This window comes from Pseudomonas sp. S3E17 (assembly GCF_024168685.1).
GTDB lineage: Bacteria > Pseudomonadota > Gammaproteobacteria > Pseudomonadales > Pseudomonadaceae > Aquipseudomonas > Aquipseudomonas marginalis.
Genome location: NZ_JALJWE010000001.1, coordinates 6,162,801 through 6,189,262, shown reverse-complemented (window position 1 = coordinate 6,189,262; position 26,462 = coordinate 6,162,801). Strand labels below are relative to the sequence as shown.

At 61.0% G+C, this 26,462-nt stretch carries 23 protein-coding genes; 13 read left to right on the top strand and 10 right to left on the bottom strand.

Going from position 1 to position 26,462, the window contains the following annotated elements; genetic code table 11:
- Window positions 1–52: 52 nt before the first annotated feature.
- The 7 genes from ispC to rpsB all read right to left on the bottom strand — a co-directional run bounded on the left by ispC (window position 53) and on the right by rpsB (window position 6,125).
- Entirely contained in the window at window positions 53–1,243 is a 1,191-nt protein-coding gene (ispC, locus tag J3D60_RS28005; protein ID WP_065938773.1) for a 1-deoxy-D-xylulose-5-phosphate reductoisomerase, read from the bottom strand.
- A complete protein-coding gene (locus tag J3D60_RS28000; RefSeq protein ID WP_065938772.1) occupies window positions 1,240–2,049 on the bottom strand; it encodes a phosphatidate cytidylyltransferase in 810 nt (269 codons plus the stop codon). Before J3D60_RS28000 ends, ispC begins: the two co-directional genes overlap by 4 nt.
- Entirely contained in the window at window positions 2,050–2,805 is a 756-nt protein-coding gene (uppS, locus tag J3D60_RS27995) for a polyprenyl diphosphate synthase (RefSeq protein WP_027604478.1), read from the bottom strand.
- 17 nt (window positions 2,806–2,822) lie between these two features.
- On the bottom strand, window positions 2,823–3,380 hold the full coding sequence (gene frr, locus J3D60_RS27990; protein WP_027604479.1) for a ribosome recycling factor: 558 nt from the start codon (window positions 3,378–3,380) through the stop codon (window positions 2,823–2,825).
- Window positions 3,377–4,120 carry a UMP kinase gene (gene pyrH / locus J3D60_RS27985; RefSeq protein WP_003172271.1) on the bottom strand — a complete coding sequence of 248 codons (744 nt, stop codon included), beginning with the start codon at window positions 4,118–4,120 and terminating at the stop codon, window positions 3,377–3,379. The genes frr and pyrH overlap by 4 nt, the downstream gene beginning before the upstream one ends.
- A 211-nt stretch (window positions 4,121–4,331) precedes the next feature.
- Window positions 4,332–5,195: a translation elongation factor Ts gene (tsf, locus tag J3D60_RS27980; RefSeq protein ID WP_027604480.1), complete on the bottom strand. Its 864-nt coding sequence runs from the start codon at window positions 5,193–5,195 to the stop codon at window positions 4,332–4,334.
- Window positions 5,196–5,387: 192 nt separating this feature from the next.
- A complete protein-coding gene (gene rpsB, locus J3D60_RS27975; RefSeq protein WP_003219330.1) occupies window positions 5,388–6,125 on the bottom strand; it encodes a 30S ribosomal protein S2 in 738 nt (245 codons plus the stop codon).
- 387 nt (window positions 6,126–6,512) lie between these two features.
- On the opposite strand from rpsB, the gene map reads away from it, so the two are divergent.
- From map to J3D60_RS27955, 4 genes are all read left to right on the top strand, one after another.
- Complete coding sequence (map, locus tag J3D60_RS27970) at window positions 6,513–7,295, top strand: type I methionyl aminopeptidase (protein WP_012722594.1); 783 nt, start codon at window positions 6,513–6,515, stop codon at window positions 7,293–7,295.
- Window positions 7,296–7,360: 65 nt separating this feature from the next.
- A complete protein-coding gene (locus J3D60_RS27965) occupies window positions 7,361–10,063 on the top strand; it encodes a [protein-PII] uridylyltransferase (RefSeq protein WP_065938770.1) in 2,703 nt (900 codons plus the stop codon).
- Window positions 10,064–10,122: 59 nt separating this feature from the next.
- Entirely contained in the window at window positions 10,123–11,322 is a 1,200-nt protein-coding gene (gene dapC, locus J3D60_RS27960) for a succinyldiaminopimelate transaminase (RefSeq protein WP_065938769.1), read from the top strand.
- A 176-nt stretch (window positions 11,323–11,498) separates the two neighbouring features.
- A complete protein-coding gene (locus J3D60_RS27955; RefSeq protein WP_253493506.1) occupies window positions 11,499–12,266 on the top strand; it encodes a M57 family metalloprotease in 768 nt (255 codons plus the stop codon).
- An 8-nt stretch (window positions 12,267–12,274) separates the two neighbouring features.
- On the opposite strand, the gene J3D60_RS27950 is transcribed toward J3D60_RS27955, so the two are convergent.
- Window positions 12,275–13,918 (bottom strand): Na+/H+ antiporter, encoded by a 1,644-nt coding sequence (locus tag J3D60_RS27950; RefSeq protein WP_065938767.1) that lies wholly within the window; start codon window positions 13,916–13,918, stop codon window positions 12,275–12,277.
- Window positions 13,919–14,199: 281 nt separating this feature from the next.
- Here J3D60_RS27950 and J3D60_RS27945 point away from each other — a divergent pair, with 281 nt between their 5' ends.
- The 4 genes from J3D60_RS27945 (at window position 14,200) to J3D60_RS27930 (ending at window position 17,255) form a co-directional block, all read left to right on the top strand.
- On the top strand, window positions 14,200–14,508 hold the full coding sequence (locus J3D60_RS27945; RefSeq protein ID WP_231982825.1) for an arsenate reductase: 309 nt from the start codon (window positions 14,200–14,202) through the stop codon (window positions 14,506–14,508).
- 32 nt (window positions 14,509–14,540) lie between these two features.
- Window positions 14,541–15,575: a 2,3,4,5-tetrahydropyridine-2,6-dicarboxylate N-succinyltransferase gene (dapD, locus tag J3D60_RS27940; RefSeq protein WP_027604485.1), complete on the top strand. Its 1,035-nt coding sequence runs from the start codon at window positions 14,541–14,543 to the stop codon at window positions 15,573–15,575.
- A gap of 64 nt (window positions 15,576–15,639) precedes the next feature.
- Window positions 15,640–16,845 (top strand): aminotransferase class V-fold PLP-dependent enzyme, encoded by a 1,206-nt coding sequence (locus J3D60_RS27935; protein ID WP_253493503.1) that lies wholly within the window; start codon window positions 15,640–15,642, stop codon window positions 16,843–16,845.
- Complete coding sequence (locus J3D60_RS27930; RefSeq protein ID WP_253493500.1) at window positions 16,842–17,255, top strand: SufE family protein; 414 nt, start codon at window positions 16,842–16,844, stop codon at window positions 17,253–17,255. Before J3D60_RS27935 ends, J3D60_RS27930 begins: the two co-directional genes overlap by 4 nt.
- 20 nt (window positions 17,256–17,275) lie before the next feature.
- Here the strand turns inward: J3D60_RS27930 and tcdA are convergent, their stop codons facing one another.
- Entirely contained in the window at window positions 17,276–18,091 is an 816-nt protein-coding gene (tcdA, locus tag J3D60_RS27925; RefSeq protein ID WP_253493497.1) for a tRNA cyclic N6-threonylcarbamoyladenosine(37) synthase TcdA, read from the bottom strand.
- Window positions 18,092–18,303: 212 nt separating this feature from the next.
- Here tcdA and J3D60_RS27920 point away from each other — a divergent pair, with 212 nt between their 5' ends.
- From J3D60_RS27920 to J3D60_RS27905, 4 genes are all read left to right on the top strand, one after another.
- Window positions 18,304–20,895, top strand: a complete 2,592-nt coding sequence (locus J3D60_RS27920; RefSeq protein ID WP_065938763.1) for a glycosyltransferase — start codon at window positions 18,304–18,306, stop codon at window positions 20,893–20,895.
- 111 nt (window positions 20,896–21,006) lie between these two features.
- A complete protein-coding gene (gene dapE, locus J3D60_RS27915; RefSeq protein WP_027604490.1) occupies window positions 21,007–22,158 on the top strand; it encodes a succinyl-diaminopimelate desuccinylase in 1,152 nt (383 codons plus the stop codon).
- On the top strand, window positions 22,158–22,967 hold the full coding sequence (locus J3D60_RS27910) for a putative RNA methyltransferase (RefSeq protein WP_253493496.1): 810 nt from the start codon (window positions 22,158–22,160) through the stop codon (window positions 22,965–22,967). Before dapE ends, J3D60_RS27910 begins: the two co-directional genes overlap by 1 nt.
- A 54-nt stretch (window positions 22,968–23,021) precedes the next feature.
- The gene (locus J3D60_RS27905; RefSeq protein ID WP_065938761.1) at window positions 23,022–23,399 is read left to right on the top strand and encodes a hypothetical protein; all 378 of its coding nucleotides are present in this window, start codon (window positions 23,022–23,024) and stop codon (window positions 23,397–23,399) included.
- 134 nt (window positions 23,400–23,533) lie between these two features.
- On the opposite strand, the gene J3D60_RS27900 is transcribed toward J3D60_RS27905, so the two are convergent.
- On the bottom strand, window positions 23,534–23,743 hold the full coding sequence (locus J3D60_RS27900; protein ID WP_017529713.1) for a cold shock domain-containing protein: 210 nt from the start codon (window positions 23,741–23,743) through the stop codon (window positions 23,534–23,536).
- Window positions 23,744–23,923: 180 nt separating this feature from the next.
- On the opposite strand from J3D60_RS27900, the gene plsB reads away from it, so the two are divergent.
- Window positions 23,924–26,428: a glycerol-3-phosphate 1-O-acyltransferase PlsB gene (gene plsB / locus J3D60_RS27895; protein ID WP_065938760.1), complete on the top strand. Its 2,505-nt coding sequence runs from the start codon at window positions 23,924–23,926 to the stop codon at window positions 26,426–26,428.
- Window positions 26,429–26,462 lie beyond the last annotated feature (34 nt).

Below are 26,462 nucleotides of genomic sequence, written 5' to 3'. Positions count from 1 at the left end.
AATTTCTCCGCATTCCAATCCAGTGCCCCAGGGCTCAATCGCGCCCACAAGACTAACGCGCGTTGCGGTTCAACCATTGTTCGGCCAAGGCGCGTGCCTTGGTGTCCGCCTCGAATACCGCGCCGAGGTCGTTCACCGCGACCACGGGCTCAAGACCCAGGACGTCCTCGATGATACTCGCGATCTGCGGAAAGCGGATGCGCCGTTCGAGAAACGCCGCCACGGCCACTTCATTCGCCGCATTGAGCATCGCCGGCGCGCTGTTACCCGCCTCCGCGGCCTCACGTGCCAGACGCAGGCACGGAAAACGTTGCTCGTCCGGCGCCTCGAAGTCCAGGCGGGCAATGGCAAACAGATCCAGTGGCGCCACGCCGGAATCGATTCGCTCCGGCCAGGCCAGGGCATTGGCGATCGGGGTGCGCATATCCGGATTGCCCAATTGAGCCAATACCGAGCCATCCACGTAGTCGACCAGCGAATGAATCACACTTTGCGGGTGAATCACCACCTCGACCTGCTCCGGTCGCGCATCGAACAACCAGCACGCCTCGATCAACTCCAGGCCTTTATTCATCATGCTTGCCGAGTCGACGGAGATCTTGCGCCCCATCGACCAGTTAGGATGAGCACACGCCTGGTCCGGAGACACCTGCTCCAACTCCGCCAAAGGAGTTTGCCGGAAAGGACCACCCGACGCGGTCAGCAGAATCCGACGCACACCCACCTGGCCCAGGCCACGAGCAAAGTCGCCGGGCATGCATTGGAAGATCGCATTGTGTTCACTGTCGAGGGGCAGCAATACGGCGCCGCTCTTGCGCACCGCCTGCATGAAGAGCGCGCCGGACATCACCAGCGCTTCTTTGTTGGCCAGCAGGATTTTCTTGCCCGCATCCACGGCAGCCAAGGTCGGACGCAAGCCGGCCGCACCGACAATAGCGGCCACCACCGTATCCACCTCGGCATCGGCCGAGACCTGGCACAACCCCTCCTCCCCCACCAGCACCTGAGTGGCCAGCCCGGCAGCCCGCAGATCATCCTGCAGGCTCCGTGCCGCCGAACGCCCGGGCACCACGGCAAAGCGCGGCACGTGGCGCACGCACAGTGCCAGCAGTTCGCTGAGGCGGGTGAACCCGGTCAGGGCAAACACTTGATAGCGGTCAGGATGACGAGCGATCACATCCAGGGTGCTCAACCCTACCGAGCCGGTTGCACCCAGCACGGTCACTTGTTGCAGGCGGCTCACGAAGCGGTCATCCACAACAACACGGCAAAGATCGGGATGGCTGCGGTAAGGCTATCGATACGATCCAGCACCCCGCCATGACCCGGCAGCAGGTTGCTGCTGTCCTTGATCCCGGCCTGGCGCTTGAACATGCTTTCTGTGAGATCACCGACCACCGAGATAAATACGACGATGGCCGTGCCCAGCAGGGCCAGGAAGATTTCCTTCGCCGACCAGTCGCGCACCAGCCCCACCGCCAGGGTGATCGCCAGCGTCAACGCCAGGCCGCCATACACGCCTTCCCAACTCTTGCCCGGACTGACTGCCGGCGCCAGCTTGCGCTTGCCGAATGCACGACCAGAGAAGTAGGCACCGATATCTGCGCCCCAGACCAGCACCATCACCGCCATGATCAACCAGTTACCCATGGGCGAATTCTTGATCTCCACCAGCCCTTGCCAGGCGGGCAACAGAATCAGCAAGCCAATCACCAGCTTGCTGGCGACACTGGACCACTGGCCACTGCTGCGCGGAAAAGTCAGCACCAGGTAGGTCGCAAGCGCCCACCACAGCACCGCCGCCCCCAACACCCAAGGCACGATGATGCTCGACAGGGTGTGCATCAGAAACAGCAGCACCGCCACCACAAGGGCATACACCACACGCGGCAACTGTGCGTTGAAACCTGCCAATCGCGCCCATTCCCAGGCACCCAGGGTTACCACCAGGCCGATAAACAGCGCAAAGCCGGAGCCATCCAGCAGGAAAAACCCGCACAAGGCAATCGGCAACAGTATCAGTGCGGTGATGATTCGTTGTTTAAGCATTTAAACCCGGGCCCCAGCTTCGATCTGCTCACTCGTTTTACCGAAGCGACGCTGACGGGAAGCGAAATCGGCCAGCGCAGTGCGCATGGCATCGTGTTTGAAGTCCGGCCAGAACAGGTCGGAGAAGTACAACTCGGTATAGGCCAATTGCCATAAGAGGAAATTGCTGATGCGATGCTCACCACCGGTACGGATACACAAGTCAGGTAACGGCAGGTCGCCGGTCACCAGGCAGGTCTGTAACAGTTCAGGCGTGATGTCGTCCGGCCGCAGGTGACCGGCCTGCACTTCGCGGGCCAGTCGCTGCGCAGCCTGGGCAATGTCCCACTGGCCACCGTAGTTGGCGGCGATTTGCAGCACAAAGCGGTCAGTACCGGCAGTGATCGCCTCGGCTTCACGCATGGCCGCCTGCAGTTCCGGGTGGAAGCGCGAGCGGTCGCCGATGATGCGCAGGCTGATGTTGTTGTCATTCAGGCGCTTGGCCTCACGACGCAGCGCCTTGAAGAACAGATCCATCAAGGCACTGACTTCTTCGGCGGGTCGCTGCCAGTTTTCACTGGAGAACGCGAACAGGGTCAATACCTCCACCTTGGCCTCGGCACACACCTCAATCACCGCCCGCACCGCATCGACACCCGCCTTATGCCCGGCAACACCCGGCATAAAGCGTTTCTTCGCCCAGCGATTATTCCCATCCATGATGATCGCGACATGGCGCGGCACCACGGAGGGCACAGTCTGCTTGGTCTTTTCCATGAAGGCGTCCTGACCCCTTATACGGCCATCAGGTCCTTTTCTTTTTCGTCGGTTGCCTGGGTGATCTTCGCCTCGGCTTCCTTGGTCAGCTTGTCGATATCGGCGACGGCACGACGCTCTTCGTCTTCGCTGATTTCCTTGTCCTTGACCAGCTTCTTCAGCTCGCCCAAGGCATCACGACGAATGTTACGCACCGCAACCCGCGCATCTTCAGCCGCGCTGCGGGCCTGCTTGGTGAAACCCTTGCGGGTTTCTTCAGTCAGGGCCGGCATGGAGATCAGCAGCAACTCACCCAGGTTGGTGGGGTTGAGGTTCAGGCCAGCGCTCTGGATGGCCTTGTCGACTGCAGCGAGCATGTTGCGCTCGAAAGCCACGACTTGCAGGGTGCGCGAATCCTTTACAGTAACGTTGGCCACGCCGCTCAGCGGGGTATCAGTGCCATAGTAGGGCACCATCACGCTGCCCAGGATGCTCGGGTGCGCCTTGCCGGTACGAATCTGGCCGAATGCGTGGCTCAGAGACTCCAGGGATTTCTGCATACGCGCTTGGGCGTCTTTCTTGATTTCGTTGATCATTGTTGGCCTTCCTCGATCAGAGTCCCTTCCGCGCCGCCGTGTACGATATTCAGCAGGGCACCGGGCTTGTTCATGTTAAATACGCGCAGCGGCATCTTATGGTCGCGGCACAGGCAAATAGCCGTCAGGTCCATCACGCCCAGCTTGCGATCCAGCACTTCATCGTAGGTCAGATGATCGAACTTCTCGGCATGCGGGTCTTTGAATGGGTCTGCGGTGTACACGCCATCTACCTTGGTCGCCTTGAGCACCACGTCGGCATCGATCTCGATGGCGCGCAGGCAAGCAGCCGAGTCCGTGGTGAAGAACGGGTTGCCGGTACCGGCAGCGAAGATCACCACCTCTTTGGCGTTCAGGTGGCGCATGGCTTTGCGACGATCATAGTGATCGGTCACGCCCACCATGGAAATAGCCGACATCACGATAGCCGAGATATTGGCACGCTCCAGGGCGTCACGCATGGCCAGGGCGTTCATCACAGTGGCCAGCATGCCCATGTGGTCGCCGGTGACCCGATCCATGCCGGCCGCACTCAGTGCCGCGCCGCGGAACAGGTTACCGCCACCGATCACCAGGCCGACCTGTACGCCGATGCCGACCAACTGGCCGACTTCCAGCGCCATGCGGTCGAGTACCTTGGGGTCGATCCCGAACTCTTCCGAGCCCATCAGGGCCTCGCCGCTAAGCTTGAGTAGAATGCGTTTATAGCGAGCCTGATAACCACTGCCCTGCTGAGCCATTGCGAATCTCTCCTGCGGCGTATTTTTAAAAAATTCTTGGCGAGCCGTTTACGGCTTGCGTTCACTCTAGCTGGACGCTCTCACAGCGCCATCGGAACACGGCTTTGTAAGCCAGTTCCGAGGGTAAGCCAAATTAAATCGGCCTGCCCATTTGAAAAGAGGCTGCGCGCGTGAGCGGGCAGCCTCTTTCGGGCGACAGTTAAAAACTGTCTTATTGCTTGGCGGCAGCCAGCTGGGCAGCAACTTCTTCAGCGAAGTTGTCGACCGGCTTCTCGATGCCTTCGCCTACCTTGAAGTAAGTGAAGGAAACGATTTCAGCACCGGCTTTCTTGGCCAGTTCGCCAACCTTGATTTCAGGGTTCTTGACGAACGCCTGCTCAACCAGGCTTGCCTCAGCCAGGAACTTGCTGATACGGCCCTTGACCATGTTCTCAACAATGTTTTCTGGCTTGCCTTTGATTTTTTCTTCGTTCAGCTGCAGGAACACAGCTTTTTCACGCTCGATCGCTTCGGCAGAAACTTCCGAAGGCAGCAGGAACTCAGGGTTGCTGGCCGCTACGTGCATAGCGATGTCTTTGGCCAGCTCAACGTTGCCGCCCTTCAGGACCACTGCAACACCGATCTTGTTGCCGTGCAGGTAACCACCGACAACATCACCTTCAACGCGTACCAGACGACGGATGTTGACGTTTTCGCCAACCTTGCCGACCAGTACCAGGCGATCAGCTTCTTGAGCGGCGATCAGCGGAGCGACGTCAGTCAGCTTGTCGGCGAACGCTTTTTCAACGCTGGCAGCAACAAATGCCTTGAAGTCGTCCTGCAGGGCCAGGAAGTCGGTCTGGGAGTTCACTTCCAGCAGAACAGCAGATTTGCCGTCTTCTTTCAGAGCGATAGCGCCTTCAGCAGCCACGTTGCCTGCTTTCTTGGCAGCCTTGATGGCGCCGGAAGCACGCATGTCATCAATGGCTTTTTCGATGTCGCCGTCAGCCTTTTCCAGGGCTTTCTTGCAATCCATCATGCCTTCGCCGGTACGCTCACGCAGTTCTTTAACCAACGCTGCAGTAATTGCTGCCATTTTCAAATTCCTCTTGGATAGGTTTTCAACCATTCCACCCGATCGAACGGGGGATCAATTCTTCCCGAACCACCCTTGTTAGCCGCTGCACGTTACAGGTGATGTAGCTGCGCTGCTGACAAATGGTTTTCGAGGTGGCAAAAAGGGGGCCAAGCCCCCTTTTTGCTTACTGAGTCAACGCCAGGGCGTCAATTACTCAGCTGCGGCTACCGGAGCTTCTTCAACGAACTGCTCGGTACCACCAGCAACGTGGTTGCGACCACGGATGACAGCGTCAGCCATCGAACCCATGTACAGCTGGATAGCGCGGATGGCGTCATCGTTGCCTGGGATGATGTAGTCAACGCCTTCCGGGCTGCTGTTGGTATCGACTACGCCGATAACAGGGATGCCCAGCTTGTTGGCTTCGGTGATCGCGATGCGCTCGTGATCAACGTCGATAACGAACAGTGCGTCAGGCAGACCGCCCATGTCCTTGATACCACCCAGGGAACGATCGAGCTTTTCCAGGTCACGAGTGCGCATCAGCGCTTCTTTCTTGGTCAGCTTGGCGAAAGTACCGTCTTCGGCCTGCACTTCAAGGTCACGCAGACGCTTGATGGAAGCACGGATGGTTTTGAAGTTGGTCAGCATGCCGCCCAACCAGCGGTGATCGACGTACGGCGAACCGCAACGTGCTGCTTCTTCAGCAACGATCTTGCCAGCGGAACGCTTGGTGCCGACGAACAGGATCTTGTTTTTGCCCTGGGCCAGGCGCTCTACGAAAGTCAGAGCTTCGTTGAACATTGGCAGGGTTTTTTCAAGGTTGATGATGTGGATCTTGTTACGCGCGCCGAAAATGTATTTACCCATTTTCGGGTTCCAGTAACGGGTCTGGTGACCGAAGTGCACACCGGCCTTCAGCATATCGCGCATGTTGACTTGGGACATGATAGTTCCTTAATAAGTCGGGTTTGGCCTCCACGTATCCCAATGACCAACCAGCGGCATCAAGGCCTCCGGCACCCAGGTCATCGTGTCGACACGTGTGTGGATTTAAGCTTTTCGGGGTATCCCCGGAAAGCGGCGCATTTTATACCACACGAAGGGCGAAAACGAAACACGCAATCACATTTGGCCTGGGCGACGTGTACGCAACCCTTTGAATAGAGCCGATATAACCCCATCTGATAGAGAGAAGCGATCGTCGGGGGCTCATGATTTGCCGCCCGCGTCTGTTAGAATCGCGTTTTTTGGCGCTTGTGCGAATTCTGCAACCTTTTGTCGCACGCCCGTAAACCGTATTGATTTCAGCGCATCGCGCTAGAGAGAGCCTGTATGACCGTTAGTTTGAAAACCGCCGAAGACATCGCCGGCATGCGCATTGCCGGCAAACTGGCTGCCGACGTGCTGGAAATGATTGCCGAGCACGTCAAGCCCGGCGTTACCACGGAAACCCTGAACCAGATCTGCCACGACTATATAGTCAATGTGCAGGGCGCCATTCCTGCGCCGCTGAACTACAAGGGCTTCCCCAAGTCGATCTGTACTTCGGTCAACCACGTGGTCTGCCACGGGATTCCGGGCGACAAGCCGTTGAAGGACGGCGACACCCTGAACATCGACGTCACCGTGATCAAGGACCGCTACTTCGGCGACACCAGCCGCATGTTCCACGTCGGCACCGTGCCGGTGTGGGCCGAGCGCCTGTCCCAGGTCACCCAGGAATGCATGTACAAGGCCATCGAGATCGTCAAGCCTGGCTGCCGCCTGGGCGACATCGGTGAAGTGATCCAGAAGCATGCCGAAAAGAACGGTTTCTCGGTGGTGCGTGAATTCTGCGGCCATGGTATCGGCACGGTCTTCCACGAAGAACCGCAGATCCTGCACTACGGCCGCGCCGGCACCGGCATGGAGCTCAAGGCAGGCATGACCTTTACCATCGAGCCGATGATCAACCAGGGCAAGGCCGACACCAAGGTGCTGGGCGACGGCTGGACCGCCATCACCAAGGACCGCAAGCTCTCGGCCCAGTGGGAACACACCCTGCTGGTCACCGAGACCGGCTACGAGATCTTCACCCTGCGCGCCGACGACACGATCCCACGCGTTTCGGCGTGAAGGGCTGCCAAGGTTTTCCCAAACTGTGTTGTGACTGACTGATAGATAGAAAGGAAAGCCGATCAATGCCCCAGGTGGATCCCGAACTCTTCGACCGTGGCCAGTTCCAGGCCGAGCTGGCACTGAAAGCGAGCCCCATCGCCGCGTTCAAAAAGGCGATCCGCCAGGCCCGCGAGGTGCTCGACGAGCGCTTTCGCAGCGGCCGGGACATCCGCCGACTGATCGAAGACCGCGCCTGGTTCGTCGATAACATCCTGCAAAAAGCCTGGGAACAGTTCAGCTGGAGCGAAGACGCCGATATTGCCCTGGTAGCGGTCGGCGGCTACGGTCGGGGCGAGCTGCACCCGTACTCCGACATCGACCTGCTGATCCTGCTGGACAGCGCCGACCATGAGATCTTTCGCGATTCCATTGAGCGCTTTCTGACACTGCTGTGGGACATCGGCCTGGAAGTCGGCCAGAGCGTGCGCTCGGTGGATGAGTGCGCCGAAGAGGCCCGCGCCGACCTGACCGTCATCACCAACCTGATGGAAAGCCGCACCATCGCCGGCCCCGAGCGCCTGCGCCAGCGCATGCTCGAAGTCACCAGCACCGCGCACATGTGGCCGAGCAAGGATTTCTTCCTGGCCAAGCGTGCCGAGCAGAAGGCCCGGCACCACAAGTACAACGACACCGAATACAACCTCGAACCCAACGTCAAAGGCTCGCCGGGCGGGTTGCGCGACATCCAGACGATTCTGTGGGTAGCGCGCCGCCAATACGGCACCCTGAACCTGCGCGCCCTGGCCGGCGAAGGCTTCCTGGTAGAGAGCGAAAACGCCCTGCTGGCGTCGTCCCAGGAGTTCCTGTGGAAAGTGCGCTACGCCCTGCACATGCTCGCCGGGCGCTCCGAAGATCGTCTGCTGTTCGACCACCAGCGCTCCATCGCCACCCTGCTGGGGTTTGAAGGTGAAGACGCGAAGACCAGCATCGAAAGCTTCATGCAGCAGTACTACCGGGTGGTCATGAGCATTGCCCAGCTCAGTGACCTGATCATCCAGCATTTCGAAGAAGTGATCCTCGCTCCGGAAGACGAAGCACCGCCGCAACCGATCAATTCGCGCTTCCAACTGCACGACGGCTATATCGAGGCACGCAATGACAACGTGTTCCGCCGCACGCCGTTCGCCATGCTGGAAATCTTCGTGCTGATGGCCCAGCAGCCGGAAATCAAGGGCGTACGCGCCGACACCATCCGCCTGCTGCGGGAAAACCGTCACCTGATCGACGACGACTTTCGCAACGACATTCGCAACACCAGCCTGTTTATCGAACTGTTCAAGTGCAAGATCGGCATCCATCGCAACCTGCGGCGCATGAACCGCTATGGCATCCTCGGGCGTTACCTGCCGGAGTTCGGGTTTATCGTCGGGCAGATGCAGCACGACCTGTTCCACATCTACACCGTGGACGCCCACACCCTCAACCTGATCAAGCACCTGCGCAAGTTGCAGTACACCCAGGTGTCAGAGAAATTCCCGCTGGCCAGCAAGCTCATGGCCAAGCTGCCCAAGCCGGAGTTGATCTACCTGGCCGGCCTGTACCACGATATTGGCAAGGGTCGGCATGGCGACCATTCGGAAATCGGCGCGGTCGATGCCGAGGCGTTCTGCCAACGCCATCAGTTGCCGTTGTGGGACAGCCGCCTGATCGTGTGGCTGGTGCAGAACCACCTGGTAATGTCGACCACCGCCCAGCGCAAGGACTTGTCCGACCCGCAGGTGATCCACGACTTCGCAGGGATCGTCGGCGATGAAACCCGCCTCGACTACCTGTACGTGCTGACCGTTTCCGACATCAACGCCACCAACCCGACGCTGTGGAATTCCTGGCGCGCCAGCCTGTTGCGCCAGCTCTACACCGAGACCAAGCGCGCGCTGCGCCGTGGCCTGGAAAACCCGGTGGACCGCGAAGAGCAGATCCGCCGCACCCAAAGCGCCGCCCTGGACATCCTGGTGCGCGGCGGCAACGACCCGGACGATGTCGAGCAGTTGTGGTCGCAATTGGGGGACGATTACTTCCTGCGCCACACCGCCGGCGATGTCGCCTGGCACAGCGACGCGATCCTGCAACAGCCGGCCGATGGCGGCCCGTTGGTGTTGATCAAGGAAACCACCCAGCGCGAATTCGAAGGCGGCACGCAGATCTTCATCTATGCACCCGACCAGCACGACTTCTTCGCCGTGACCGTGGCGGCCATGGACCAGCTCAACCTGAACATCCACGACGCACGGGTCATCACCTCCAGCAGCCAGTTCACCCTCGACACCTATATCGTGCTCGACACCGAAGGCGAGTCCATCGGCGATAACCCGGCGCGGGTGAAAAAGATCCGCGAAGGCCTGACCGAAGCCCTGCGTAACCCCGACGACTACCCGACGATCATCCAGCGCCGGGTACCGCGTCAGCTCAAGCACTTTGCCTTTGCGCCCCAGGTGACCATTTCCAACGATGCGCAGCGCCCGGTGACCGTGCTGGAACTCAGCGCGCCGGACCGGCCAGGCCTGCTGGCACGGATCGGCGGCATTTTCCTTGAATTCGATTTGTCACTGCAGAACGCCAAGATTGCGACCCTCGGCGAGCGCGTGGAGGACGTGTTCTTTATTACCGATGCCGATAACCAGCCGCTGTCCGACCCGGAGCTGTGCCTGCGCTTGCAGGCGGCGATCGTGCAGCAGTTGAGCGTGACCCAGGAACCCGGTGTCGAGCTGACGCGCCTGACGATTTGATACCAGGAGCGGCCCACCGCTCCCCTCCCAGTTTTTAACGCCTTGCATGAGATCCACCGATGAACAACGCCCTGAACCAGCTCCAGCCCTACCCGTTCGAAAAGCTGCGCGCCCTGCTGGGCAGCGTCACGCCGAACCCGGACAAGCGCCCGATCGCGTTGTCCATCGGCGAACCCAAGCACAAATCGCCGCAGTTCGTTGCCGATGCCTTGGCCAACAATCTCGACCAGATGGCGGTCTACCCCACCACCCTGGGCATCCCGGCCCTGCGCGAGGCCATTGGCGCCTGGTGCGAACGCCGCTTCGACGTCCCCAAGGGCTGGCTGGATCCGGCGCGCACTATCCTGCCGGTCAACGGCACCCGTGAAGCGCTGTTCGCCTTCACCCAGACCGTGGTCAACCGGGGCGACGACGCGCTGGTGGTCAGCCCGAACCCCTTCTACCAGATCTACGAAGGCGCCGCGTTCCTGGCCGGGGCCAAGCCGCACTACCTGCCATGCCTGGATGAAAACGGCTTCAACCCGGATTTCGACGCGGTATCGCCGGACATCTGGAAACGCTGCCAGATCCTGTTCCTGTGCTCCCCCGGCAACCCGACCGGTGCACTGATCCCGGTCGACACCCTGAAAAAACTCATCGCCCTGGCCGACGAATATGACTTCGTTATCGCTGCCGACGAGTGCTACAGCGAACTGTACTTCGACGAACAAACCCCGCCACCGGGCCTGCTCAGCGCGTGCGTCGAGCTGGGCCGCCAGGACTTCAAGCGTTGCGTGGTGTTCCACAGCCTGTCCAAGCGCTCCAACCTGCCAGGCCTGCGCTCCGGTTTTGTCGCGGGCGACGCCGAGATCCTCAAGGGTTTTCTGCTGTACCGCACTTACCATGGCTGTGCGATGCCGGTGCAAACCCAGCTGGCAAGCATTGCGGCCTGGCAGGACGAGGCCCATGTGCAGGCCAACCGCGACCTGTACCGCGAGAAGTTTGATGCCGTGCTGGCGATCCTCAAGCCGGTGCTGGACGTACAGGCCCCGGACGGCGGCTTCTACCTGTGGCCGAATGTGCAAGGCGATGATGCCGCGTTCTGCCGCGATTTGTTCGTGGAGGAACACGTGACCGTGGTGCCGGGTTCGTACCTGTCCCGGGAAGTGGATGGCGTCAACCCCGGAGCTGGCCGTGTGCGCCTGGCGCTGGTTGCACCGCTTGCCGAGTGCGTGGAAGCGGCTGAGCGAATTCGGGACTTCATTCAGCGTCGTCGCTGATCCCAAGGGCCGCTCGCGCGTTCCGGAGCGGCCAACACAAAGAAAGATCAAGCAACCCTTTGAACGGGAACACGCCTGCGTCTCTCACCCACCAAAAGTAGCAGCCAACAATGATGCCAATGGCAGTCCGTGCCGTTCATGGCTGCCTGGCTTTTTACTTTTGATGGAGAGAAGACATGACCGTCTGCAACTTGCCTCCCGCTACTTCCCCGTACAATACAGCCGCCTTTACGACGCCCGAATCAAATCCCACCCGGCATAAACGTGGCATCGCCACCGCCGACAAACTCTGGCCACAGCATTCAGTCCTGAAGATAGCGTTGCTGGATATGACGGACGCGCAGAAGACGCTGGTAAAAGCCAATATAAGAAAATGGACGCCTCACACAAACCTGCACTTGAAGTTCGTCGATACGGCGCAGGGCGATATCAGAATTACCGCAAACAACACGAGCACTGCAGGCTGGTCGTATGTTGGAACGGACGCAAAAAACGCCTCTCCCTCTGAACCGACGATGAGTATTGGCTTCGGCAGTTCGCCGGAACGTATTGAAGCGCAGGTGGTACATGAGTTTGGTCATGCGCTGGGTTTAAGGCATGAACACCAGCACCCGGATCGGACATTGGTATTTGATGACGATGAAGTTTACAAAGATTACGAATCCCGAAATAAAACACGAGGTGAGGCTTACCACGACATCCTCAGGAAATCACATCGCAGCGCCGTGAAAACTTCGCCTTACGATGAAAAATCAATCATGCACTACAATTTCTCCAGGCCGCGATTGAAAAGTCCAAACGAAATCCCTAAACCGTTGCAATTATCAGAGGGTGATAAGCATTTTATTCAATCGCTTTATCCGCAGGACAGCACGCCTGCGGGGCAACTCATTTATACGTTGATGAAGATATTAATCAAACCTGATCGCCCTCCCACTGCGTAATACCACTTTTACTTCACGGGCCCCAAATTCGCCTCACTCATATCCAACTCTGCCAGCACCTCTCGCAACACGTCATCACCAATCTGGTGATGACGGCTCAAGCTGTACAACTCCAACCGCTGCGCGCGCAGCGCCTTGAGCCGCAACTTTCGCTCCAGTTGATCCATTTGCTGGGCCAGCGCCTGGGCCTCGGCTGAATCGTTGTAAACCTCCAGCTGATGGCGATATTCCGACATCAGGCGCGCCTTGAGTTCAGTGGCCAGCGCGGCCTGGGCGGCGTCCTGGGTTGTTGTTTCCACGGGCTCTTCCGCCTCCAGGGCATGGATAGCCGCCACGGCGGTTTTTTTCCAGGCCTCGCGCACTTCGTTATGGCGCTTTTCGTCCGGACTTTTTTCAACGCCCCGCAAGAGCAGCGGCAGGGCGATGCAGGCGGCGATCAGTGACAGCAGGATCACACCCGCTGCGATAAAGATCAGCAGGTCGCGCTCGGGGAAATCCTGGCCTGGCACCAACAGCAATGGCACCGACATTACACCGGCCAGGGTCACCGCACCGCGCACACCGCCCACGGTCAACAGCCAGCAGGAACGCGCAGTGGGCACCAGGGTCAACTCACTTTTCCCACGCAGTCGCCGGAGCAAACCCGATAGGCGCCAGATGCTCTGCACCCAGATAAAACGCAGCACCACCAGCACCAGGAAAATCGCAATCACATCCAGGCAGCGATACAACAAGGTGGGCCACAGCGTCGGCTCATGACTGGCCACGGCCTTGATGATGTCCGGCAATTGCAGGCCCAGCAGCAGGAAGATCAGGCCATTGAAGGCAAACTCCAGCAATGACCAGACGCTGCGATTGAGCAGGCGCGTGCTGGTCTGGCGAGGCAGCAGGTCGAGCCAGCTTTGCATCATGCCCGCCGCGACCGCCGACAAGATGCCCGAGGCGCCGAGGCGTTCGGCCAACACGTAGGCCGCAAACGGCAGCAGCAACATGAACACCACATGCGTTGCCGGATCATCCCAGCCCCGGGCAATCATCCAGGCGCGCAGGCGGCCGACCAGCCAACTCAGCGCCACCCCCACCGCCAGGCCGCCCAAGGCCACCAAGACAAAGGTCAGGCTGGCATCGGCCAACGAGAACACACCGGTCAACGCGGCCGCCAAGGCGAACTTGAAGGTCACCAGGCCCGAGGCGTCATTCATCAACGCTTCGCCCTGGAGCATATGCATCAGCGGCGTCGGCAAGCGGTTCTGGGCAATCGCCGACACGGCCACGGCATCGGTGGGCGACAACACGGCCGCCAGGGCGAAGGCCACCGGCAGGGGGATCGTCGGCAACAGCCAATGAATGAAGTAGCCGGCACCGACCACGGTGAACAGCACCAACCCGACGGCGAGTGTCAGGATCGGCCCACGCAGGCGCCACAATTCGCGCTTGGGCATGCGCCAGCCATCGGAGAACAGCAGCGGTGGCAGGAACAGAAACAGGAACAGCTCCGGGTCCAGCGCCACATGCAGTCCCAGCGTGGGCCAGGCCAGCAAGGCGCCGGCGGCAATCTGCACCAGGGGTAACGGCAGGGGGATGACACGTCCGACCAGACGCGAAACGCTGACCAGCATCAGCAGGATAAGAACGGTGTAGGCGGTTTGCATAACGCGGGTTTCCCGGACGATCGGCTTGCAACGACACACATCAGGCAACAACTGGCCGTTGAAGTGCCATATTACCCGGCTATCTTACCGGCCTATGCTGCGCGCTGGCTTTTGCACAAAAGTCGCACGCTGCTGACGAGCGGCACCCAAAATCTCTGGGCGTGGCATAATCCGTGACCTTTCATTTTCATTGGCACTTGCATCAGTAAAGCAGGGGGGGCAATTCCTTGACCGCTTCAAGCAAAACGTTGCACCTTTTCGGCATCAAAGCCTGCGACACCATGAAAAAGGCGCGCACCTGGCTCGACGAGCACGCGGTGAGCTATGAGTTCCACGACTACAAAACGGCCGGTATCGACCGCGAACACTTGACCCAATGGTGCAACGAGCACGGTTGGCAGGTGGTTTTGAACCGTGCGGGCACCACCTTTCGCAAACTCGAAGACGAACGCAAAGCCGATCTCGATCAGTCGAAAGCCATTGAATTGATGCTCGCACAACCTTCGATGATCAAGCGCCCGGTGCTTGATCTCGGCGACAGAACCCTGATTGGCTTCAAGCCAGATAGTTATTCGGCGGCCCTCAAGTAGGCCAGCCCTTCCATTTTTGTAGAGGTAACAGCATGTCCAATTCCCTGTTCAGCCTGGGCTTCGGCGTCGGCACTCAGAACCGCCAAGGTGCTTGGCTGGAAGTGTTTTACGCACAACCCCTGCTCAACCCATCGGCTGAAATCGTTGCCGCCATCGCGCCGATCCTCGGCTACAGCGAAGGCAACCAGGCGATCACCTTCACCGTCGCCCAGGCCCTGCAACTGGCTGACGCGCTCAAAGGCGTCGACGCCACCCAGGCCGCCCTGCTGAGCCGCCTGGCCGAAAGCCACACCCCATTGGTCGCCACCTTGCTGGCCGAAGACGCCGCACTGACGTCCACCCCGGAGGCCTACCTCAAGCTGCACCTGCTGTCCCATCGCCTGGTCAAGCCACACGGCCTGAGCCTCGCCGGTGTGTTCCCGCAACTGCCGAACGTGGCCTGGACCAGCCAGGGCGCGATCGACATCAACGAGTTGGCCGAACGCCAACTGGAAGCCCGCCTGCGTGGCGAGTTGCTGGAAGTGTTCTCGGTGGACAAGTTCCCGAAAATGACCGACTACGTGGTACCGAGCGGCGTGCGTATCGCGGATGCCGCGCGTATTCGCCTCGGCGCCTACGTGGGCGAAGGCACCACCGTGATGCACGAAGGTTTCGTCAACTTCAACGCCGGCACCGAAGGCCCGGGCATGATCGAAGGCCGTGTATCGGCCGGCGTGTTCGTCGGCAAGGGTTCGGACCTGGGCGGCGGTTGCTCCACCATGGGCACCCTGTCGGGCGGCGGCAACATCGTGATCAAGGTCGGCGAAGGCTGCCTGATCGGCGCCAACGCCGGTATCGGTATCCCGTTGGGCGACCGCAACACCGTGGAATCGGGCCTGTATGTCACCGCCGGCACCAAGGTTGCGCTGCTGGACGAGTCGAACCAACTGGTCAAGGTGGTCAAGGCCCGTGAGCTGGCCGGCCAACCCGACCTGCTGTTCCGCCGTAACTCCGAGACCGGTGCCGTGGAGTGCAAAACCCACAAATCGGCCATCGAACTGAACGAAGCGCTGCACGCTCACAACTAAGCAGCCACTCGATGCCACTGGCGGGCCCCGACCCTGGGGCCCGCTTATACGAGTATTGAACACCATGCTTGTGCCCTCCCCCTGGCGCGCCGACTTTCCGGCCATCGCCACCCTGCAACGGCAAGACCAGACCTACCTGGACAACGCCGCGACGACGCAAAAACCCCAGGCCCTGCTGGATGCCATCAGCCATTACTACGCCAATGGCGCCGCCAATGTGCACCGCGCCCAGCATTTGCCGGGTGCCCATGCGACCCAGGCCTTCGAGGACAGTCGCAGCAAGGTTGTGCAGTGGTTGAATGCAGGTGACAGCGGGCAAATCGTGTTCACCCACGGCGCGACGTCAGCGCTGAACCTCCTGGCTTATGGCCTTGAGCACTTATTCAATGCGGGCGATGAGATTGTCATCAGCGCCCTGGAACACCACGCCAACCTGTTGCCGTGGCAGCAACTGGCCAAGCGTCGCGCGCTCACCCTGGTGGTATTGCCTCTCGGCGATGACGGCGTGATCGACCTGCAAGCCGCCGCCGAGTCGATCGGCCCGCGTACGCGCCTGCTGGCGGTGAGCCAACTGTCCAACGTCCTTGGCACCTGGCAGCCGTTGCCGGCCTTGCTGGCGTTGGCCCAGGCCCACGGTGCCCTGACCGTGGTCGATGGCGCCCAAGGCATCGTCCACGGCCGCCACGACGTGCAGGCCCTGGGCTGCGACTTCTATGTGTTTTCCAGCCACAAGCTGTACGGTCCGGACGGCGTCGGCGTGCTGTACGGCAGCCACGCAGCCCTGCATCACCTGCGCCATTGGCAATTCGGTGGCGAGATGGTGCAACAGGCCGACTACCACAGCGCCAGCTTCCGCCCGGCACCGCTGGGGTTCGAAGCCGGCACCCCACCGATTGCCGGCGTGATTGGCCTGGGCGCGACCCTGGACTACCTGGGTTCGCTGGACCCACAGGCGATTCTCACCCACGAAGCGGCCCTGCATGACTACCTGTTGCGCGGGCTGAACGCACGCAATGGCGTCCGTGTGCTGGGGTCGCCGCAGGCGGCGCTGGTCAGTTTTGTGGTCGAGGGCGTGCACAATGCCGACCTCGCACACCTGCTGACCGAACAAGGCATTGCCGTACGTGCCGGCCATCATTGCGCGATGCCGCTGCTCAAGGCGATGCACTTGTCGGGGGCGATCCGTGTATCCCTGGCGCTGTATAACGATTCCGATGACCTGGAACGCTTCTTTGAAGCGCTGGACCGGGCGCTGGATATGCTGCGATGAGCCTGCCGATGGATGCAATTGCTGCGCTGGAAGCCTTCCAGTCAGTAGGCAGTTGGGAGCAACGCGCTCGAATGCTGATGCAGTGGGGTGAACGTCTGCCCGTATTGGCGGATGAGGAGAAGGTCGATGCCAACCTGGTGCAGGGCTGTGAGAGCCTGGTGTGGTTGGTGGGGCGCTTGCACGATGGCCACTGGCAGTTCGCCGCGAGCAGCGATGCGCGGATGATTCGTGGCTTGGTGGCATTGCTGCTGGCGCGGGTCAATGGGCTGTCGGCGGACGAGTTGCAGGCGGTCGACTTGCCGGATTGGTTCAATCAGCTGAGGCTTTCCCGTCAACTGTCGCCGTCGCGCAGCAATGGGCTGAATGCAGTCCTGCAGCGCATGCGCGAACTCAGTCATACCCACATTTGAACCGTGTAACGTTCTGAGACTCAGGCGGGCTTGACCCGCTCCGAAGGCCTGCGCACCCCGGCCACAATCTTGTCCACCGCCTTGGTCGCCGCGACCATGCCGAAGGTCGCCGTCACCATCATCACCGCGCCAAACCCGCCGGCGCAGTCCAGCTTCACCCCATCACCGACAAAACTCTTCTGCAAACAGATGCTGCCATCCGGCTTGGGGTAGCGCAGTTGCTCGGTGGAAAACACGCACGGCACGCTGTAATGGCGGGTCACGGTGCGGGAAAAGCCGTAGTCACGGCGCAAGGTGGAGCGCACTTTCGACGCCAAGGGGTCATTAAAGGTGCGGTTCAGGTCGCAGACCTGGATCAGCGTCGGGTCGATCTGCCCACCGGCGCCACCAGTCGTGATGATCTGGATCTTGCGGCGCTTGCACCAGGCAATCAGTGCGGCCTTGGCGTTAACCGCGTCGATGCAGTCGATCACGCAGTCGATAGTGGGCGTGATGTACTCGACCATGGTGTCGCGGGTGACGAAATCCGCCACCGCATGCACCGTGCAATCCGGGTTGATCGCGCGCAGGCGCTCGGCCATCACCTCGACCTTGGGCTTGCCCACGGTGCTGTCCAAGGCGTGCAACTGGCGGTTGCTGTTGCTGACGCAGACGTCGTCCAGGTCGAACAGCGAAATCTCGCCCACTCCGCAACGGGCCATGGCTTCCGCCGCCCAGGAGCCGACGCCGCCGACGCCGACGATCGCCACATGGGCCGCTTTCAAGCGCTCCAGGCCTTCAATGCCATACAAGCGGGCGACGCCTGCAAACCGCGGATCTTCTGTACTCATGACCATTACCCCAAAAACCGGCGCGCATTATAGGGCTACGCAGCGACAAGTTTTAAGCTACAAGCTACAAGTTAAGAACTTAGATGTACTTTCGCTGCCCAATGTCCGGTTTTTCTCGGCTTGCTGTACGGTCAGGGAAAGGCCGGTGTAGGATGCGCGCCGTTCGGTGCAGGCCGACACCTCTTTTCGTTCCACACCCTTTGGAACCCGACATAACCATGGCATCGCGTAAATTTGGACTCAACCTGGTGATAGTGCTGGCAATTGCCGCGCTGTTCACCGGCTTCTGGGCGCTGATCAACCGCCCGGTCACTGCTCCCAACTGGCCCGAGCAGATCTCCGGTTTTTCCTACTCGCCGTTCCAGCAAGGCCAGTACCCGCAAAAAGACCAGTACCCCACCGACGAGCAGATGCGTCGCGATCTGGAGATCATGAGCAAGCTGACGGATAACATCCGCACCTACTCGGTCGACGGCACGCTGGGGGACATTCCCAAGCTGGCCGAAGAGTTCGGCCTGCGCGTAACCCTGGGGATCTGGATCAGCCCGGACCTGGAGCGTAACGAGCGCGAAGTCCAGCGGGCCATCGAGATCGCCAACAGCTCGCGCAGTGTCGTGCGGGTCGTGGTCGGTAACGAAGCCTTGTTCCGTGAAGAGATCACGCCTGAAGCCCTGATCGTGTTGCTGGACCGGGTACGCAGCGCCGTGAAAGTACCGGTGACGACCTCCGAGCAATGGCATATCTGGGAAAAGAACCCGCAACTGGCCAAGCACGTCGACCTGATCGCCGCTCACATCCTGCCGTTCTGGGAATACATCCCGATGGACAAGGCCGGCCAGTACGTACTCGACCGTGCCAGGGACCTGAAGAAACTGTTCCCGAAAAAGCCGCTGCTGTTGTCGGAAGTGGGTTGGCCAAGTAACGGCCGTATGCGCGGCGGCAATGAAACGTCCCCGGCAGACCAGGCCATTTACCTGCGTACGCTGGTGAACAAGCTGAACCGCCAGGGCTACAACTACTTCGTGATCGAGGCCTTCGACCAGCCGTGGAAGGTCAGCGACGAAGGCTCGGCCGGCGCGTATTGGGGCGTGTACAACGCCGCGCGCCAGCAGAAATTCAACTTCGAAGGGCCGGTGGTGGCAATCCCGCAGTGGCGCGTCCTGGCGATCGGCTCGGTGGTGCTCGCCTTGCTGTCCCTGACCCTGCTGATGATCGACGGCTCATCCCTGCGCCAGCGTGGCCGCACCTTCCTGACCTTTATCGCGTTCCTCTGTGGTTCGGTACTGGTGTGGATCGGCTACGACTACAGCCAGCAATACAGCACCTGGTTCAGCGTGACCGTCGGCATCTTGTTGGCCCTGGGCGCCCTGGGCGTGTTCATTGTGTTGCTGACCGAAGCCCACGAACTGGCGGAAGCGGTATGGACCCACAAGCGCCGGCGTGAATTCCTGCCGGTGGAAGGGGAATCGGACTACCGCCCGAAAGTGTCGATCCATGTGCCGTGCTACAACGAGCCGCCAGAGATGGTCAAACAGACCCTCGACGCCCTGGCGGCCCTCGACTACCCGGACTACGAAGTCCTGATCATCGACAACAACACCAAGGACCCGGCGGTATGGGAACCGGTGCGCGACTACTGCGAAACCCTGGGCCCGCGCTTCAAGTTTTTCCACGTCGCACCCCTGGCCGGTTTCAAGGGCGGTGCACTGAACTACCTGATCCCGCACACCGCCAAGGATGCCGAAGTGATCGCGGTGATCGACTCGGACTACTGCGTGTCGCCGAACTGGCTCAAGCACATGGTGCCGCACTTCGCCGACCCGAAAATCGCCGTGGTGCAGTCGCCGCAGGACTACCGCGATCAGAACGAAAGTACCTTCAAGAAGCTCTGCTACGCCGAATACAAAGGCTTCTTCCATATCGGCATGGTCACCCGTAACGACCGCGACGCGATTATCCAGCACGGCACCATGACCATGACCCGTCGCTCGGTGCTCGAGGAACTGGGCTGGGCCGACTGGTGCATCTGCGAAGACGCCGAATTGGGCCTGCGGGTATTCGAGAAAGGCCTGTCGGCGGCGTACTACCACGACAGCTACGGCAAGGGCCTGATGCCGGATACCTTTATCGACTTCAAGAAACAGCGTTTCCGCTGGGCCTATGGCGCGATCCAGATCATCAAGCGCCACACCGCCAGCCTGCTGCGCGGCAAAGACACCGAGCTGACCCGTGGCCAGCGCTACCACTTCCTCGCGGGCTGGTTGCCGTGGGTGGCGGACGGCATGAACATCTTCTTCACCGTCGGCGCGCTGTTGTGGTCGGCGGCGATGATCATCGTGCCGACCCGGGTCGACCCGCCGCTGTTGATTTTCGCGATCCCGCCGTTGGCGTTGTTCGTGTTCAAGGTGGGCAAGATCATCTTCCTCTACCGCCGCGCGGTAGGTGTGAACCTCAAGGATGCGTTCTGCGCCGCCCTGGCTGGCCTGGCGTTGTCCCACACCATCGCCAAGGCGGTGCTGTATGGTTTCTTCACCACCAGCATTCCGTTCTTTCGTACACCGAAAAACGCGGATAACCACGGCTTCTGGGTAGCGATTTCCGAAGCCCGCGAAGAAATGTTTATCATGCTGCTGTTGTGGGGCGCGGCGCTGGGGATCTACCTGGTGCAGGGCCTGCCGAGCAATGACATACGTTTCTGGGTGGTGATGCTGCTGGTGCAATCGCTGCCGTATGTGGCGGCGTTGATCATGGCGTTCCTGTCGTCGCTGCCAAAACCGGCCGTGGCACCTGAGCCTGCACCTGTGGCTTAAAAACGTGCGCAATGCACTAAACGGCGGCCTCTGGTCGCCGTTTTGCTATAAGATAACGGCCGTTTTGTCCGCCCGCCCCGCTCTTCCAGACATGCTTCCCGGAGTTTTCCCATGACGGCCCATGCCGACCTTTCGCCGACCCTTCAACTTGCCATCGACCTGATCCGTCGCCCCTCGGTCACGCCGATCGACGCCGATTGCCAGAAGCTGATGATGCAGCGCCTGGGCGACGCCGGTTTTGCGCTGGAGCCGATGCGCATCGAGGACGTGGACAACTTCTGGGCCACCCATGGCAAGCATGACGGCCCGGTGCTGTGCTTCGCCGGCCACACCGACGTGGTCCCCACGGGCCCGGTGCAAGCCTGGCAGAACGACCCGTTCGACGCATTGATCGACGAAAACGGCATGCTCTGCGGGCGTGGCGCGGCCGACATGAAAGGCAGCCTGGCCGCCATGCTGGTGGCGGCCGAGCGCTTCGTCAGCGACTACCCGGACCACAAGGGCTCAGTCGCTTTCCTGATCACCAGCGATGAGGAAGGCCCGGCGCACCATGGCACCAAGGCCGTGATCGAACGCCTGGCCGCGCGCAAGGAGCGCCTGGACTGGTGCATCGTCGGCGAACCGTCGAGCACCACCCTGGTGGGTGACGTGGTCAAGAACGGCCGTCGCGGCTCCCTCGGCGCCACCCTGACCGTGCGCGGCGTACAGGGCCATGTGGCCTACCCGCACCTGGCGAAGAACCCGATCCACCTGGCCGCACCGGCCCTGGCCGAACTGGCCGCCGAGCACTGGGACAACGGCAACGCCTTCTTCCCACCGACCAGCTTCCAGATCTCCAACCTCAACTCTGGCACCGGCGCCACCAACGTGATTCCGGGTGACCTGACGGCGGTGTTCAACTTCCGTTTTTCCACCGAATCCACGGTCGAAGGCCTGCAACAGCGCGTTGCGGCAATTCTCGACAAGCATGGCCTGGACTGGCATGTGGAGTGGGCGCTGTCGGGCCTGCCGTTCCTCACCGAGCCGGGCGCGTTGCTCGATGCGGTGTCGGCCAGCATCAAGGCGATCACCGGGCGTGAGACCCAGGCCTCCACCAGTGGCGGCACCTCCGATGGGCGCTTCATTGCGACCCTCGGCACCCAGGTGGTCGAGTTGGGCCCGGTGAACGCGACGATCCACCAGGTCAACGAGCGGATCCTGGCCAGCGACCTCGACGTGCTGACTGAAATCTATTACCAGACCCTGATCAAGTTGCTCGCCTGATGCTGGCCTGCCCCATTTGCAGCGCCCCGCTCAACGCGGTGGACAATGGCGTGGCGTGCCCGGCCGGGCACCGTTTCGACCGCGCGCGCCAGGGTTACCTGAACCTGTTGCCGGTGCAGCACAAGAACAGCCGCGACCCGGGCGACAACCTGGCGATGGTCGAGGCGCGCCGTGACTTTCTCAACGCCGGGCACTACGCCCCGGTGGCCAAGCGCCTGGCCGAGCTGGCCGCCGAACGCGCACCGCAGCGCTGGGTGGACATCGGTTGCGGCGAGGGTTACTACACCGCGCAAATCGCCGCGGCCCTGCCCCATGCCGATGGCTACGCCCTGGACATTTCCAAGGAAGCGGTCAAGCGCGCGTGCAAACGCGACCCGGCGCTGACCTGGTTGATCGCCAGCATGGCCCGCGTGCCGTTGGCCGACGCCAGCTGCCAGTTCCTCGCCAGTGTGTTCAGCCCGTTGGATTGGCAAGAGGCCAAGCGCCTGCTCAGTCCCGGCGGCGGCCTGATGAAGGTCGGCCCGACCAGCGGCCACCTGATGGAACTGCGCGAGCGCCTGTACGACGAAGTGCGCGAGTACACCGACGACAAGCACCTGGCCCTGGTGCCGGACGGCATGAGCCTGGCCCACAGTGAAACCCTGGAATTCACCTTGAGCCTGGCCGAGCCCCGGGACCGCGCCAACCTGCTGGCCATGACCCCTCACGGCTGGCGCGCCAGTGCCGAACGCCGTGCCGAGGTGATCGAGGCGGCCGAGCCGCTGCTGGTCACGGTGTCGATGCGCTACGATTATTTCGTGCTTCAATAACCGACGTTTAACCATCCGCGAATGGATTTTCGAATCCCGCAACGAGGAATATCCATGCGCCAACCCGATATCGAGATTTACCTGAAGGACGCCGACGTCGACTACAAGGCCATCGCCGCCTGGCTGGGCACCGCCCTGGGCCCTTGCAGCGACTGGGTCCAGCGTGGCCAGACCTACAAGTGCAAGGCCGGCAATGTGCCGGTCACCTGGCTGCCGAAAGCCGTAGGCAAGTGGAACAGCCTGTACCTGGAAAGTGACCAGACGCCGTGGGAAGACGACATTGCCTGCGCCCGCGCTGCGTTTGCTGCGCTGAACGTGGAAGTGCGCTGTGCACCGGGGAGCTGGGTCGAGGAAGAAGGTGAGGAAAGCGCCGACACCTGGATTCGCATCAGCGCGGACGGTGAAGAGCAGATCACCTGGAAAACTGCCTGAGCCTGAGAGGTAAACCACAATCAACATGTGGGAGGGGGCTTGCCCCCGATAGCGGTGTATCAGCCAATGTATTCAGTGACTGACACTCTGCCATCGGGAGCAAGCCCCCTCCCACATGGGTTCATGTGGTGAACTTACAGACCGACTACATCCTCCGCCTGCAACCCCTTCTCGCCGCTTACCACGGCGTATTCCACCTGCTGGCCCTCGGCCAACGAGCGGTGGCCGTCGCCGCGAATGGCGCGGTAGTGCACAAACACATCCTTGCCATCTTCACGCTGGATGAAGCCATAGCCCTTGGCGTCGTTGAACCACTTCACATTGCCTGTCTCGCGCGTTGCCATCTGTTCACTCCCACTTGATTGTTATTGTTGAGCCGATCGCGTTGAACTGCCGAGTATAAGACAGGCTCAAAAACGATCAACTCAAGTTTACATCGCTGCTTTTTTGCCGATTTTCGGCGAATACGGCACACTACCCGCCCGAGCGCCTGCTCGGTTTTTCCCACTTGAAGCAGCTCGCCTATGACCCGCTCCCCGTTCCGCCGTCTGGTGTTTGGCACCTTGCGCCGACTGTTGTACCTCTGGGTTCGCTCGGAGACGATCAACCAGTCGTCCCTTACCCTCAACCTGGACCGCAGCCGGCCGGTGTTTTACGTCCTGCAATCGCCCTCCCTCACCGAATTGGCCGTGGTCGATGCCGAGTGCACCAAGGCCGGCCTGCCGCGCCCGGTGCTGCCGGTATCGGTAGGCCCGTTGATGGAACCCGCGGCGTTCTTCTACCTCACGCCCGAGCCGGACTGGCTGGGGCGCCAGGACAAGCGTGGCGCGCCGCCGACCCTGACCCGCCTGGTCAACACCCTCAGCGAACACGCCGAAGAGAATGCACAAATCATTCCGGTCAGCGTGTTCTGGGGACAAACCCCTGCGAGCGAGTCCAGCCCGTGGAAACTGCTGTTTGCCGACAGCTGGGCGGTCACCGGGCGTCTACGCCGGTTGTTGAGCATCCTGATCCTGGGGCGCAAGACCCGCGTGCAATTCTCCGCGCCCATCAACCTGCGTGAATTGATCGAGCACAATAAAGGCCACGAACGCACCGTGCGCATGGCCCAACGCATCCTGCGCGTGCACTTTCGTAACCTGAAGACGGCGGTGATCGGCCCCGATTTGTCCCACCGGCGCAATCTGGTGAAAGGCCTGGTCAACATGCCGCTGGTGCGCCAGGCCATCCTTGACGAAGCCGAGCGGGAAAAAATCAGCCCGGAAAAAGCCAAGGCCCTGGCCCTGCGCTACGGCAACGAGATCGCCTCGGACTACACCTACACCGCGATCCGCTTCCTGGAAGTGGTGCTGAGCTGGTTCTGGAACAAGATCTACGACGGCATCAAGGTCAATAACATCGAGGGCGTCCAACAGGTTGCCCAGGGCTACGAGGTAATTTATGTGCCTTGCCACCGCAGCCATATCGACTACCTGCTGCTGTCCTACCTGCTGTTCAAGAACGGCCTGACCCCGCCGCATATCGCCGCCGGCATCAACCTGAACATGCCGGTGATCGGCAGCCTGTTGCGCCGTGGCGGTGCGTTTTTCATGCGCCGCACCTTCAAGGGCAACCCGCTGTACACCTCGGTGTTCAACGAATACCTGCACACCTTGTTCACCAAGGGCTTCCCGGTGGAGTACTTCGTCGAAGGCGGGCGCTCGCGCACCGGGCGCATGCTGCAGCCGAAGACCGGGATGCTGGCGATTACGCTGCGCAGTTTCCTGCGCTCCTCGCGCATGCCGATCGTGTTCGTGCCGGTGTATATCGGCTATGAGCGCGTGCTCGAAGGCCGCACGTATCTCGGCGAGCTGCGGGGTGCGAGCAAGAAGAAAGAGTCGATCTTCGATATTTTCAAAGTGGTCGGCGCGCTCAAGCAGCGCTTTGGCCAGGTCGCGGTCAACTTCGGCGAGCCGATCAAGCTGGCCGAGTTCCTCGACGCCGAGCAACCGGACTGGCGCGCCCAGGAACTGGGCCCGAACTACAAACCGGCCTGGCTCAACGAAACCACCAACCGCCTCGGCGAGCAGGTGGCCCGCCACCTGAACGAAGCCGCCGCTGTGAACCCGGTGAACCTGGTGGCTCTGGCGCTGCTGTCGACCACGCGCCTGGCCCTGGATGAACAGGCCATGGCCCGCCAGTTGGACCTGTACCTGGCGCTGCTGCGCCGCGTGCCTTATTCGCCCCACACCACCTTGCCCGAAGGCGACGGCCTGGCTCTGATCAAGCACGTCAAGGACATGGACCTGCTGTCGGAACAGAGCGATGCCCTGGGCAAAATTCTGTACCTGGACGAGCAGAACGCCGTCCTGATGACCTACTACCGCAACAACGTGCTGCACATCTTCGCCCTGCCGGCGCTGCTGGCCAGCTTCTTCCAGAGCAGCTCGCGGATGAGCCGCGAGCAGATCCTGCGCTATACCCACGCGCTGTACCCGTACCTGCAATCGGAGCTGTTTATCCGCTGGTCGCTGGAAGAGCTGGATACGGTGGTCGATCAATGGCTGGACGCGTTCGTCGAACAGGGCCTGCTGCGCTTCGAAAACAATGTGTTCCTGCGCCCTGCACCGAGCTCGCGACACTTCGTGCTGCTGACCCTGCTTTCCAGGACCATCGCCCAGACCCTGCAACGCTTCTACATGGCGATCTCGCTGTTGCTCAACAGCGGCCAGAACAGCATCAGCGCCGAAGAACTGGAAGACCTGTGCACGATCATGGCCCAGCGCCTGTCGATCCTGCATGGCCTCAACGCCCCGGAATTCTTCGACAAGAGCCTTTTCCGACATTTCATCCAGACCTTGCTGGAGCAAGATGTGCTGCGCCGCGACGAGGCCGGCAAGTTGAGCTACCACGATCTGCTCGGCGAACTGGCCGAAGGCGCGGCCAAGCGCGTGTTGCCCGCGGAGATTCGCCTGTCGATCCGCCAGGTGGCCCTGCACCGTGTGGATGGCGCGGCCGAAGCGCCGGTGGAAGCAGAAGAAACACGCTAGATTGAACAAGGCGCCAGTTGGATGCTGGCGCCGT